We start from the raw sequence: 12,068 nt of genomic DNA on the forward strand, positions 1-12,068 counted from the left end.
CGACCCGGGTCAGGCGGTGCCGGGCTCCGTCTGGTCCTTCACCGTCTGGTCCTTCAGGAAGGCGCTGACCTGGTGGGCCAGGCTGCCCTGCCCGGTGCCCGTGGGGGCGGCCGCCGTGGTCGCCTCCAAGACGCCGATGCCGCCCGCCCACAGCCGGCGCTCGGCCCACTCCTCGTCCACCCGCAGCTGGACCTGTACGTCCACGTGCGTCAGGGCCGCCTCCGGGGCGGCCGCGTAGAGCACGGCGGTGGCGCGGCGCAGCGGATAGACGTCGAAGCCCTCGATGAACTGGGAGTTGCGCCAGTCGATGAACGCGCCCTCCCCGTCCGCGCCGACCCGGACGTCCATCTGACCGTCCTCGAGATGGATGCCGTAGTGCCGCGCACCGCGGTTCTCGACCGTCACCCGGACACTGAAGTACGTCAGCCCGGCCGCGGCGTCGTCACGTCCGCGCGGCGGCTCGGCCGCCTCCAGGCGGTGGACGCGGACCCGCAGACCGGCATGCTCGTCGTACTCATGCCAGTCCCCGACCACGTTCGGCTCGTACACAGTGCCCCTCTCGACTTCAGAGAGTTGCTGTCTATCTGTGTGCTCAGCGCACTGTCAAATGAGCAGAATGCGCTGTGGCCAGGGGGTTCGCCCGCTTTGATCGGTGATCAAGCGTTGCCCAGGAAGAATCCCGTCACGGGGGTCTCGGGCGGGGTGCGGGTGCGTGCCGCATGTCACTCCGCGGCAAGATCAGCGGGCCAGCCGGCCGAGCAGTGAGGAGGCGGCGGCGATGCCCAGGGCGGCGGCCACCGCCAGGACGCCGAAGTCGGCGCCGAGGTGGGCGGGCGTGCCGAGCAGCAGGCCGCGCAGGGCGTCGACCTGGTAGCTGAGCGGGTTGGCCTTGCTGACGGCCTGGAGCCAGCCCGGCATGATCGAGACGGGGTACAGGGCGTTGGAGCCGAAGAACAGCGGCATGGTGATCGCCTGTCCGAAGCCCATCAGGCGGTCGCGACTGAGGACAATGCCCGCGATGGTCATCGACAGGCAGGAGAAGAACGCGGAGGCGAGGACCACGGCCGCGGCGACGCCGAGCAGCTTGAGCGGGTTCCAGGTGAGGGCCACGCCGAGCAGGGCGGCGATGACGATGACGACGACGGCCTGGATCAGCGACTTCACTCCGGCCGCGAACGCCTTGCCGGTGATCAGCGCCGAGCGCGGGGTCGGCGTGACCAGGAGCTTGTTGAGGATGCCCGCGTCCCGCTCCCAGATGATCTGGATGCCGTAGAAGATGGCGATGAACATCGCGGACTGGGCGATGATGCCGGGCGCCAGGTAGTCGACGTAGGGGATGCCGCCGGTGGGTATCGCCCGGATCCGGGTGAAGGTCTGGCCGAAGATCAGCAGCCACAGGGCCGGCTGGACGGCGCGGGTGTACAGCTCGGTGCGGTCGTGGCGCAGCTTCTGCAGTTCGACGGCGCACATCGCGGCGACCCGGGCGGGCAGCACCCGCCAGCCTGCGCGGGGCACGGGCGGGGTCAGCAGCAGGTCCGTGCGGTCAGCCGACTCGGTGCGCGGTACGGCGGGTGCTTCGGACATCGCGGAAACCTCCTCCGGAGTCGAGGCCGCTGCCGGCGACGTCCCGGAAGACGTCCTCCAGCGTGGGCAGGGTGTCCGTGCCCCGGCGTTCGGCGAGTCCGTGACGCAGCTCGGCCGGGGTGCCCAGGGCGCGGACGCGGCCGCGGTGCATCAGGCCGACCCGGTCGCAGTACTGGTCGGCCTCGTCCATGTAGTGGGTGGTGACCAGGACGGTCATGCCGGTGGCGGCGCGTACGGCGTTGATGTGCTCCCAGACGCCGGTGCGGGCGATCGGGTCGAGGCCGATGGTGGGCTCGTCCAGGATGAGCAGCCGGGGCGCGCTGACCAGGGCCTGGGCGAGTTCGAGGCGGCGGACCATGCCGCCGGAGTAGGTGCCGGCGAGCCGGTCGGCGGCGTCGGCGAGGCCGACGGCGGCCAGGGCCTGGGCGACGCGCTCGGCACGCTCACGGCGCGGCACGTCGAAGACTCGGGCGAACAGGGCGACGTTCTCCCGTCCGGTGAGCCCGCTGTCGGCGGACAGCTGCTGCGGGACGTAGCCGAGGAGGCGGCGTACCGCCATGCGCTCCTTGGCGGTGTCGTGCCCGAAGACCCGGACCATGCCTGCCGGCACCGGGAGGAGCGTGGTGATGCAGCGGATGGCGGTTGTCTTTCCTGCGCCATTGGGGCCGAGCAGGCCGAACACCTCGCCCTCGCGGACGGCCAGGTCGAGTTCGTCGACCGCCCTGGTGTCCCCGAAGGCGTAGGCGAGGCGGGTGCAGGTGACGGCTTCGGCGGGCGGGGCGGGGGTGTCGCTCGTCATGTCTCCTCGGCCTCCTCGTGCAGGGTGACGGCCAGCTTGCGCAGCGCCGGGAGCGCCGCGCGCAGGGCCTCCCGGTCGGCCTCGTCCAGCCGGGCCACATGCCGGCCGACCAGTTCGGCCCGGCGGCGCTGCCAGTCCCCGAGCCGCTTCTCGGCGGCCTCGGTGAGCAGCAGGCGGGCGGCCCGCCGGTCGGCGGGGTCGGTCTCCCGGATCAGATAGCCGTCCCGGACGAGGTGGTTGACCAGGGTCGACACGGAGTTGCCGGCCAGGTGCAGGGCCCGGGCGGCCTCCGAGATGCCGATGCCGGGCCGGCCCTCGACCAGCCTCAGCAGTTCCACCTCGGCGCCGCGCAGCCGTGGCAGGGTCAGCCCGCCGCGCAGCCTGCGCCGGATCAGCCGCTGGATCCGTACGAGTGCGTCGGCCAGCTCCTCGGGGAAATCGGATTCCGCTCGGGACGCCACTCCTGAAGATTACCTCTCTTACAGAGGTATCGCGCCCAAGAGGCGGTCAAGAGCCGGCCCGGGACTGTCCGGTATCAACCGATTTGTTTGGCACACCCACCAGCGGGAATCCGCACAACAGTGCTTCGGACAGGAGGCACGTCCGTGGGAACCGGCTGCGGTGCCGGGCGCCCCGGTGTTCCCTGAGCCGAGCGCGCCTCCCACGGTGTCCGTGGATCCAGCACCTGCCGAGGGAAGTGCGCGATGCCTGTCACCGGCACCACGAAGCCTCATCCCCATGACGACGCCCCCGACACGGCAGAGACCTTCGAGCGGCTCGCCCGGCTGCCGGACGGTCCCGAGCGCCGGGCGCTGAGGGACGAGCTGGTCCGGCTCTGGCTGCCCATGGCCGAGCGGATCGCCGTACGGTTCCGGGGGCGCGGGGAGTCCCTGGAGGACCTGTACCAGGTGGCCGCCCTCGGCCTGGTGAAGGCCGTCGACCACTTCGACCCGGCCCGGGGCCGCGCCTTCGAGGCGTACGCGGTGCCCACCATCACCGGCGAGATCAAGCGCCACTTCCGCGACCACATGTGGACGCTGCACGTGCCGCGCCGGGTGCAGGACCTGCGCAACCGGGTCCGCGGTGCCCTCAAGGAACTGGCACAGACCACGGCCGGCCGGGCGCCCAGCGTCGCCGAGATCGCCGCGCACACGAAGCTCAGCGAGGCCGAGGTGCGCACCGGCATGGAGGCCCTGGAGTGCTTCTCCGCCCTGTCGCTGGACGCCGAGGTGTCCGGCACCGAGGGGTACGCGCTCGGTGACTCGCTCGGCGAGGCGGACCCCGGCTTCGACCTCGTGGTCGACCGGGCCGCGGTCAAACCGTGTCTGCAGGCGCTGCCCGAGCGCGAGCGCGTCATCCTCTACCTGCGGTTCTTCGACGGGATGACGCAGAGCCGGATCGCCCAGCAGCTGGGCATCTCGCAGATGCACGTCTCCCGGCTGCTCAGCGCCTGCTTCGAGCGGTTGCGCGAGGAGCTGCTCGCGGAGGCCGAGCACCTCGCGGAGGCCGGCTGAGCCCTCAGTCCTCCACGCCGCCGGGGCTCTCCTCCGTCCCGGCGGGGATGGCCTCGGCGGCCCCGGGTATCTGGACGGGCCCGTGCCGGTCCAGGGCGTCCTCCAGCTCGGCGCGGATCTCGGGCGGGATGTCGCCCCGGCGCCCCCAGATGAGGATCAGCTCCGCGATGTTGCGCAGCTTGATGTTGGTGTGCTGGGAGACGTCCTTCAGCACCTCCCACCCCTGGTCGGGTGTCACCCGGCCGAGCGCCACCATCATTCCGATGGCCTGGTCGACGACGGCGTGGGAGGCCACGGCCTCCTTCAACTGGTCGACTTCGGCCTGCAGCTCGGCGATCCGGTCGGGCTCCCTCTCTCCCATGCCTCCATCGTGCTCACCCGCCTGGCCCGCCGCCACCGGGGTACTCGACAGGCACCGCGCCCGGTTCCGGTTGGACACTGGTCCCAGACCGGTGGGCGCCGGACCCCGAGACCAGGACGCGACTGCCATGAACGACGACACGCCTGCCAGCGGTGGACCGAGGACGAGGGACATCATCTCCACGCACTCCGTCTTCGGTGCCCCGTGCTGGGTGAGCCTGACCAGCCGCGACCTGGAGGCCACCCAGGAGTTCTATTCGGCTCTGCTCGGCTGGCGGTGGCGCGGCGCCAAGCTCGGGGAGCACTTCCGGATCGCGCTGGCGGATGGTGTGCCCGTCGCCGGGATCGCCGCGGTCGCGGCGATGTGGCAGATGGCGGTGGCCTGGACCCCCTATTTCGCGGTGCCGGACGCGGACGAGGCCGTGTCCCGGGCCCGGGAGCGCGGCGGTACGGCGGCCGTGGGGCCCCTGTCCTTCCCGCCGGGGCGGGCGGCGCTGCTCGCCGACCGGGACGGGGCCACCTTCGGGATCTGGGAGGGCGAGCTGGTCGGCAACTGGGAGGCCTGGCGGCGGGCGGCCCCGACCTTCATCCGGCTGAAGACCCGCAACGCCTTCGACTCCGCGCTCTTCTACGGCGAGATCCTCGACTGGGCTTCCGGCAAACCCGGCTGCTGCGAGGTCGAGTACGAGGGCGGCGAGGTCGTGCTGCGCAGCAGGGGCGATGTCGTGGCGCGCATCGACTCGGGCGCGGTGGAGTCGGCCCCCGACCCCACCGTACGGCCGCACTGGCAGATCCACTTCGCGGTGGCCGATGTGCCGGGCTGCGCCCGGACCGCGGAGAAGCACGGCGGCAGCGTCCTGAGCGAGGAGGAGGACGAGGCGATCCTGCGCGACCCGGACGGAGCCCAGTTCACGGTCACGTCCCGCCGCTCACGCTGAACAGACTCAACGCGCCGGCCTGACGCGGCCGGTCCAGGACGCCGAATCCGGGGACGGGTCCCAGGTCACCTCGACGGCGGTGCCCCCGGCGAGATCCCCGAGCAGCGCGGCGACAGCGGTCTGCGCCGCCTCGGGCTCCCCGTCGGCCGGCACTCCGTCGAGGCGTCCACAGAGCAGCCCGCCGTCCGCGGTGTGGATGCTGTGGCGCCAGCCGTCCGGCGTCGCCAGCAGGACGATGCTTTCGGGCACGCCGGAGAGAGGGCTCTGCTTCCTGTGCCGTTTCGCCATACGGCCATCCAACATCACGTCAGCGGCGGCGACCGGCGTCGGCCCGTCCCCCGCTGCGCGACGGCCGCGACAGCACGATCAGGCTGCGGGCCTCCACGCGGAGGCGGGTGCCGGGCTTGCGTTCGCGTTCGTCGGGGATGCCGTCCGGGTCGGCGGTGTCGATCAGGGTCGTCCAGCGTTCGCCGTAGGACTCGTCGGGGAGGCGGAAGTCGACGGGCTCCCAGTAGCCGTTCAGGAGCAGCAGGAAGGAGTCGTCGAGCACGCGCCGGCCGTAGGGGTCGCGCTCGGCGATCGCGTCGCCGTTGAGGAACACACCGACCGAGTGGGCGTCGTCGCGCTGCCAGTCCCGGGCGGTCATCTCGCGGGCGTCCGGCCGCAGCCACATCAGGTCGGGCAGCGGCTGCTCGGCGTTGGTCGCGGTCTCGCCGCGGAAGAAGCGGCGCCTGCGCAGCACCGGATGCTCGGCGCGCAGGTTGATGACGTACCGGGTGAAGTCCGTGAGGATGCGCTGCTCGTCCGTCAACTCCCAGTTGATCCAGGAGACTTCGTTGTCCTGGCAGTACGCGTTGTTGTTGCCGCGCTGGGTGCGGCCCAGTTCGTCGCCGTGGCAGAGCATCGGGATGCCCTGGGAGAGCAGCAGCGTGGCGAGCAGATTGCGCTGCTGGCGGGCGCGGAGTTCGAGGACGGCCGGGTCGTCGGTGTCGCCCTCGGCACCGCAGTTCCAGGACCGGTTGGTGCTCTCGCCGTCCCGGTTGCCCTCTCCGTTGGCCTCGTTGTGCTTGTCGTTGTACGAGACCAGGTCGCGCAGGGTGAAACCGTCGTGCGCCGTCACGAAGTTGACGCTCGCGCGCGGGCGACGCCGGCTGTGCTGGTACAGGTCGGAGGAGCCGGTCAGCCGGGAGGCGAACTCACCGAGCGAGCCGGGTTCCGCGCGCCAGAAGTCCCGTACGGCGTCCCGGTAACGGCCGTTCCACTCCGACCACAGCGGCGGGAAGTTGCCCACCTGGTAGCCGCCCTCCCCCACGTCCCAGGGCTCGGCGATGAGCTTGACGCGGCTGATCACCGGGTCCTGCTGGATCAGGTCGAAGAACGCCGACAGCCGGTCCACCTCGTGGAACTGCCGGGCCAGCGTGGCCGCGAGGTCGAAGCGGAAGCCGTCGACGTGCATCTCGGTGACCCAGTACCGCAGCGAGTCCATGATCAGCTGCAGTACGTAGGGGTGCCGCATCAGCAGGCTGTTGCCGGTGCCCGTGGTGTCGTAGTAGTGCCCCCAGTCGCCGTCGACCAGGCGGTAGTAGGAGGCGTTGTCGATGCCCCGGAAGGACAGGGTGGGGCCCATCTCGTTGCCCTCGGCGGTGTGGTTGTAGACCACGTCGAGGATCACTTCGAGGCCCGCCGCGTGCATCGCCTTCACCATCGCCTTGAACTCGTTGACCTGCTGGCCCCGGCTGCCGAACGCGGCGTAGGCGTGGTGCGGGGCGAAGAAGCCGATGGTGTTGTAGCCCCAGTAGTTGGCGAGGCCCCGGTCCTGCAGGACGCCGTCCTGCACGAACTGGTGGACCGGCATCAGCTCCACCGCGGTGACACCGAGCGAGGTCAGGTGGTCCAGGACCGCGGGGTGCGCGAGTCCGGCGTAGGTGCCGCGCAGCCGCTCGGGGACCTCCGGGTGGCTGCGGGTCAGGCCCCGCACATGGGCCTCGTAGATGACGGAGTCGGCGTACGCGCGGCGCGGCGGGCGGTCGTCGCCCCAGTCGAAGTACGGGTCGGTGACCACACCCAGCATCGAGTGCCCCGAGCTGTCACCCGGGGAGGGGCCGTCCGCCGCGCGCTCGTAGAGCGAGGCGTGGTTGTCGATCTGCCCGTCCACAGCTCGCGCGTACGGGTCGAGCAGCAGCTTCGCCGGGTTGCACCTGTGGCCGAGGGACGGCTGCCAGGGTCCGTGCACGCGGTAGCCGTACCGCCGGCCCGGACCCACACCGGGCAGATAGGCGTGCCACACAAAACCGTCGACCTCGTTCAGCGGGATGGGGCGCTCGGTACCGGCGTCGTCGAGCAGGATCAGCTCGACGCGCTCGGCGACCTCGCTGAACAGGGCGAAGTTGGTGCCCTGCCCGTCGAAGACGGCACCCAACGGGTAGGGGTGCCCGCTCCAGACGGGCACCCCTTTCCTGGACTTCCGCGCCGTCACCGGGCTCCTTCCAGGGCGCCGTCCATGGCGGTCGCCGGGGCGGCCAGGGCGAGCACCGGGAGTTCACGGGGCACCTGGAGCCCATGGCTCAGGCTCGGCGCCGGGGCGGTCGGGACCAGCGGGACCCGCTCGCCGGAGCGGGCGCGCTGCGAGAACCAGATGATCTTGGCGCCGGTGTCCGCGGCACAGCACCCCCAGCCGTCGCTCATGGCGGCGATGTCCGCCAGGCACGCCCGCAGGTCCTGATCCGGGCGCAGGTCGCGGTCGTCGCCGCCGACGGCCGTGATGAGGTGCTGACCGTTCCACCACATCTCGATCGACATGTCCTTGTCCGTGGCATGCTCGTCGATCGCGCGCAGCAGCAGTTCGGCACCGTGGCAGACGGGGGCCACGAGGTTCTCGAGGTCCCAGTAGCGGAGATGGGCGGCCAGGATGCGGCTGACCTGTCCCACCCGTTCCGGGCTGACTTCCACGTCCAGGTGGTAGTAGCAGGGCACTGCGGTCTTCATCGTCGCTTGCTCCTCACCCGCGAAGCTCCCGCTCCCCGTGCCCCGTCCGGGAGGGTTCCCGGACACCGAGCGTGAGCGTCGATCGCTTCTGAGTCACGTCCCACAGTGAGGGCACTACGCCATTCGTGCAACACGAGTCTCCCGAACGGCGCATGGTTGAAGATCCAACAGGACGTTGCGTGGTCGCACGTGCACCATGAGTGAAAGCCTCGATCGCCGTAACGGTGCCGTGCCCTCCCCTGCGCGGACACCACCCGACCGTCGGGAACGCGCCCAGTCGAGAGCGTGGAAGGTGAAGAGGGTCATGCTGCTACCCGCCAAGGCCGAAGTGGCCCGGCAGTTGCGGCGTTACCGGGCTTGGGAGCGCGTGATGCTCGCCAAGCCCCACGACCGCACGGTCCGGGCCACTTTCGAGGACTCGGGCTACACCTTGTGCGTGCTGATGGGAAAGCGCTGCGCCCGGGAGGCGGCGGACGCGGCCGAGCGCTATCTGCGCTCCAGTCTGGCCGGCTATCTGCGCGAGCAGGACGGGCGGCCGCCGTCGGGACGGGCGGCCCGGCGGGCACCGCCACCGGAGCGGCGTTCCACGGCGCCAAGCCCCTGACGTGGCAGCGTACTCGGCGTTCCCCACGGGGCGGCAGCAGCCGAACCGTTTCCTGGATCGCGAAGCCGGGCCCGGTGCCCGGCTTTCGCGCACGGCGGAGGTGAGATCCATGCGCAGGACCCCGGCCATCGGCCGTGTACCGGTACGTGACGTCCGGCCGGCCGTGGAGTGCGGCAGGCGCCCGGCGAAGGCGGTGACCGGGGAGACGTTCCAGGTCACGGCCACCGTGTTCCGCGAGGGGCACGACGCCGTCGGCGCCAACGTCGTCCTGCGCGATCCGTCGGGCCGCCGTGGCCCCTGGACGCCGATGCGCGAGCTGTCCCCCGGCAGCGATTTGTGGGGTGCGGACGTCACCCCGGATGCCGTCGGCCGCTGGACCTTCCGCGTGGAGGCCTGGAGCCATCCGCTGGCGACCTGGCGGCACACCGCCTCCGTCAAGCTGCCGGCGGGCATCGACACCGGCCTGGTCCTGGAGGAGGGCGCCGACCTCTATGAGCGTGCGGCGGCCGGAGTGCCCAGAGGACCCGAGCGGGACCTGGTCCTGACCGCCGCGCGCGCCCTCGGCGACGACACGCTGTCGGTGCACCACCGTCTGAAGGCCGCGTTGTCACCGGAGGTGGAGGCGGTGGTGTCCCGTTATCCGCTGCGGGAGTTGGTCACCGCGTCCGACGCGATGCCGCTGCTGGTCGAGCGGGAGCGGGCCCTGTACGGCTCCTGGTACGAGTTCTTCCCGCGTTCGGAGGGCACGCCCGAGCAGCCGCACGGCACCTTCCGGTCGGCCGCCCAGCGGTTGAAGGCGATCGCGGAGATGGGCTTCGACGTCGTCTACCTCCCGCCGGTCCACCCGATCGGTACGACGTTCCGCAAGGGCCGCAACAACACCCTCACCGCCGGCCCGGACGACGTCGGGGTGCCGTGGGCGATCGGTTCGCCCGAGGGCGGGCACGACGCCGTCCACCCCGACCTGGGCACCCTGGAGGACTTCGACCATTTCGTCGCCCGCGCGCGGGAGCTGGGCCTGGAGGTGGCCCTGGACTTCGCCCTGCAGTGCTCCCCGGACCATCCCTGGGTGGACAAGCACCCGGAGTGGTTCCACCACCGCCCGGACGGGACGATCGCCTACGCGGAGAACCCGCCGAAGAAGTACCAGGACATCTACCCCATCGCCTTCGACGCCGACCTGGACGGCCTGATCACCGAGACGGTCCGGATCCTGCGGCACTGGATGGCCCACGGGGTGCGGATCTTCCGCGTCGACAACCCGCACACCAAACCGGTCGTGTTCTGGGAGCGCGTGATCGCAGAGGTCAACCGCGCCGACCCCGATGTCATCTTCCTGGCGGAGGCCTTCACCCGCCCGGCGATGATGCACACCCTGGCGCAGGTCGGATTCCAGCAGTCCTACACGTACTTCACCTGGCGCAACAGCAAGCGGGAACTGACGGAGTACCTGACCGAACTCTCGGGTGAGGCCGCCTCCTACATGCGGCCGAACCTCTTCGCCAACACCCCCGACATCCTGCACGCCTACCTCCAGCACGGCGGCCGTCCCGCCTTCGAGACCCGCGCCGTGCTCGCCGCCACCCTCTCCCCGACCTGGGGCATCTACAGCGGCTACGAACTCTGCGAGAACACCGCACTGCGCCAGGGCGGCGAGGAGTACCTCGACTCGGAGAAGTACCAGCTCAAACCCCGCGACTGGGCAGCCGCCGCACGCGAGGGCCGCACCCTCGCCCCCCTCATCACCCAGCTCAACGACATCAGGCGCCGCCATCCCGCCCTGCAGCGCCTGCGGAACCTCCGCTTCCATCAGACCAACAACGAGAACGTGCTCGCCTACAGCAAGAGCACGGGCCCGGACACGGTCATCGTGGTCGTCAATCTCGACCCGCACCACACCCAGGAGGCCACGGTCTCGTTGGACATGCCACGACTCGGCCTGGACTGGAACGCTGCCCTGTCCGTGCACGACGAGCTGACAGGCGAGACCTATCACTGGGGCAGGACCAACTACGTGCGCCTCACGCCCGGCCGGGCACCGGCGCATGTGCTCCACGTCGGGCGATCCACGCCACAGAACGGAGGGCCCTCAGCGTCATGACTGTCAACGACCCCGTGCCGGACACCTTCGAGGACACTCCCGCCAAGGACCGGGACCCGGAGTGGTTCAAACGCGCCGTCTTCTACGAGGTTCTCGTCCGCTCCTTCCAGGACAGCGACGGCGACGGCGTCGGCGACCTCCAGGGCCTGACCGCCAAGCTCGACTATCTGCAGTGGCTGGGTGTGGACTGCCTCTGGCTGCCACCCTTTTTCAAGTCACCCCTGCGTGACGGCGGTTACGACGTCTCCGACTACACCGCCGTACTCCCCGAATTCGGTGACCTGGCCGACTTCGTGGAGTTCGTGGACGCCGCCCACCAGCGCGGCATGCGCGTCATCATCGACTTCGTCATGAACCACACCAGCGACCAGCACCCGTGGTTCCAGGAGTCCCGCAAGAACCCCGACGGCCCCTACGGCGACTTCTACATGTGGGCCGACGACGACAAGCAGTACGAGGACGCGCGGATCATCTTCGTCGACACCGAGGTCTCCAACTGGACCTTCGACCCGGTCCGGGGTCAGTACTACTTCCACCGCTTCTTCTCGCACCAGCCGGACCTCAACTACGAGAACCCGGCCGTGCAGGAGGAGATCCTGGCGGCGCTGAAGTTCTGGCTGGACCTCGGCATCGACGGCTACCGCCTCGACGCGGTCCCCTATCTCTACGCGGCCGAGGGCACGAACTGCGAGAACCTGCCGGCGACCCACGAGTTCCTGAAGCGGGTCCGCAAGGAGATCGACGCCCAGTACCCCGACACCGTCCTGCTGGCGGAAGCCAACCAGTGGCCCGAGGACGTCGTCGACTACTTCGGCGACTACCAGGCCGGCGGCGACGAATGCCACATGGCCTTCCACTTCCCCGTCATGCCCCGCATCTTCATGGCCGTCCGACGCGAGTCGCGTTATCCGGTCTCGGAGATCCTCGCCAAGACCCCGGCGATCCCCTCGAACTGCCAGTGGGGGATCTTCCTGCGCAACCACGACGAGCTGACCCTCGAAATGGTCACCGACGAGGAACGCGACTACATGTGGGCCGAGTACGCGAAAGACCCGCGTATGCGCGCCAACATCGGCATCCGCCGCCGCCTCGCGCCCCTGCTCGACAACGACCGCAACCAGATCGAGCTGTTCACCGCTCTGCTGCTCTCCCTGCCCGGCTCGCCGATCCTCTACTACGGCGA

General features: G+C 70.5%; 13 protein-coding genes. 5 read left to right on the forward strand and 8 right to left on the reverse strand.

The features are described from left to right. Positions 1-9: 9 nt before the first annotated feature. From BEK98_RS42720 to BEK98_RS42735, 4 genes are all read right to left on the reverse strand, one after another. Positions 10-549, reverse strand: a complete 540-nt coding sequence (locus tag BEK98_RS42720) for a hypothetical protein (RefSeq protein ID WP_094222205.1) — start codon at positions 547-549, stop codon at positions 10-12. A gap of 189 nt (positions 550-738) precedes the next feature. Beyond that, on the reverse strand, positions 739-1,584 hold the full coding sequence (locus BEK98_RS42725; protein WP_094222206.1) for an ABC transporter permease: 846 nt from the start codon (positions 1,582-1,584) through the stop codon (positions 739-741). Continuing rightward, positions 1,544-2,383 carry an ABC transporter ATP-binding protein gene (locus BEK98_RS42730; RefSeq protein ID WP_094222207.1) on the reverse strand — a complete coding sequence of 280 codons (840 nt, stop codon included), beginning with the start codon at positions 2,381-2,383 and terminating at the stop codon, positions 1,544-1,546. The genes BEK98_RS42725 and BEK98_RS42730 overlap by 41 nt, the downstream gene beginning before the upstream one ends. Continuing rightward, positions 2,380-2,844, reverse strand: coding sequence for a MarR family winged helix-turn-helix transcriptional regulator (locus BEK98_RS42735; protein WP_094222208.1), 465 nt, complete (start codon positions 2,842-2,844; stop codon positions 2,380-2,382). Before BEK98_RS42735 ends, BEK98_RS42730 begins: the two co-directional genes overlap by 4 nt. A 243-nt stretch (positions 2,845-3,087) precedes the next feature. Between BEK98_RS42735 and BEK98_RS42740 the strand changes: the two genes are divergently transcribed. Beyond that, entirely contained in the window at positions 3,088-3,897 is an 810-nt protein-coding gene (locus BEK98_RS42740) for an RNA polymerase sigma factor SigF (protein WP_094222209.1), read from the forward strand. A 4-nt stretch (positions 3,898-3,901) separates the two neighbouring features. On the opposite strand, the gene BEK98_RS42745 is transcribed toward BEK98_RS42740, so the two are convergent. Beyond that, positions 3,902-4,258, reverse strand: coding sequence for an ANTAR domain-containing protein (locus BEK98_RS42745; protein WP_094222210.1), 357 nt, complete (start codon positions 4,256-4,258; stop codon positions 3,902-3,904). Between the two features lie 127 nt (positions 4,259-4,385). On the opposite strand from BEK98_RS42745, the gene BEK98_RS42750 reads away from it, so the two are divergent. Further along, positions 4,386-5,195 carry a VOC family protein gene (locus tag BEK98_RS42750; protein ID WP_167444396.1) on the forward strand — a complete coding sequence of 270 codons (810 nt, stop codon included), beginning with the start codon at positions 4,386-4,388 and terminating at the stop codon, positions 5,193-5,195. Between the two features lie 6 nt (positions 5,196-5,201). On the opposite strand, the gene BEK98_RS42755 is transcribed toward BEK98_RS42750, so the two are convergent. From BEK98_RS42755 to BEK98_RS42765, 3 genes are read right to left on the reverse strand one after another with little or no spacing between them, the layout of a single operon-like run. Then, positions 5,202-5,444: a hypothetical protein gene (locus BEK98_RS42755; RefSeq protein ID WP_094222212.1), complete on the reverse strand. Its 243-nt coding sequence runs from the start codon at positions 5,442-5,444 to the stop codon at positions 5,202-5,204. Positions 5,445-5,502: 58 nt separating this feature from the next. Next, positions 5,503-7,671 carry a glycogen debranching protein GlgX gene (gene glgX / locus BEK98_RS42760; protein ID WP_094222213.1) on the reverse strand — a complete coding sequence of 723 codons (2,169 nt, stop codon included), beginning with the start codon at positions 7,669-7,671 and terminating at the stop codon, positions 5,503-5,505. Beyond that, positions 7,668-8,180, reverse strand: a complete 513-nt coding sequence (locus BEK98_RS42765) for a pep a2 (RefSeq protein WP_094222214.1) — start codon at positions 8,178-8,180, stop codon at positions 7,668-7,670. Before BEK98_RS42765 ends, glgX begins: the two co-directional genes overlap by 4 nt. A 304-nt stretch (positions 8,181-8,484) precedes the next feature. Here BEK98_RS42765 and BEK98_RS42770 point away from each other — a divergent pair, with 304 nt between their 5' ends. The 3 genes from BEK98_RS42770 to treS form a co-directional block, all read left to right on the forward strand. Then, entirely contained in the window at positions 8,485-8,784 is a 300-nt protein-coding gene (locus tag BEK98_RS42770; protein WP_094222215.1) for a DUF5133 domain-containing protein, read from the forward strand. A 109-nt stretch (positions 8,785-8,893) separates the two neighbouring features. Beyond that, the gene (locus tag BEK98_RS42775) at positions 8,894-10,885 is read left to right on the forward strand and encodes an alpha-1,4-glucan--maltose-1-phosphate maltosyltransferase (RefSeq protein WP_094222216.1); all 1,992 of its coding nucleotides are present in this window, start codon (positions 8,894-8,896) and stop codon (positions 10,883-10,885) included. Next, a partial coding sequence (gene treS / locus BEK98_RS42780; RefSeq protein WP_094222217.1) for a maltose alpha-D-glucosyltransferase occupies positions 10,882-12,068 on the forward strand: 1,187 nt, incomplete at its 3' end. The genes BEK98_RS42775 and treS, both read left to right, overlap by 4 nt.

Origin of the sequence: Streptomyces diastatochromogenes, from assembly GCF_002242805.1 — a bacterium.
GTDB classification, from domain to species: Bacteria; Actinomycetota; Actinomycetes; order Streptomycetales; family Streptomycetaceae; genus Streptomyces; species Streptomyces diastatochromogenes.

Coding starts and splice junctions, on each gene's coding strand:
- BEK98_RS42725 (WP_094222206.1), bottom strand. CDS start 1,584: ATGTCCGAAGCACCCGCCGTACCGCGCACCGAGTCGGCTGACCGCACG.
- BEK98_RS42730 (WP_094222207.1), bottom strand. CDS start 2,383: ATGACGAGCGACACCCCCGCCCCGCCCGCCGAAGCCGTCACCTGCACC.
- BEK98_RS42740 (WP_094222209.1), top strand. CDS start 3,088: ATGCCTGTCACCGGCACCACGAAGCCTCATCCCCATGACGACGCCCCC.
- BEK98_RS42745 (WP_094222210.1), bottom strand. CDS start 4,258: ATGGGAGAGAGGGAGCCCGACCGGATCGCCGAGCTGCAGGCCGAAGTC.
- BEK98_RS42750 (WP_167444396.1), top strand. CDS start 4,386: ATGAACGACGACACGCCTGCCAGCGGTGGACCGAGGACGAGGGACATC.
- BEK98_RS42765 (WP_094222214.1), bottom strand. CDS start 8,180: ATGAAGACCGCAGTGCCCTGCTACTACCACCTGGACGTGGAAGTCAGC.
- BEK98_RS42770 (WP_094222215.1), top strand. CDS start 8,485: ATGCTGCTACCCGCCAAGGCCGAAGTGGCCCGGCAGTTGCGGCGTTAC.
- BEK98_RS42775 (WP_094222216.1), top strand. CDS start 8,894: ATGCGCAGGACCCCGGCCATCGGCCGTGTACCGGTACGTGACGTCCGG.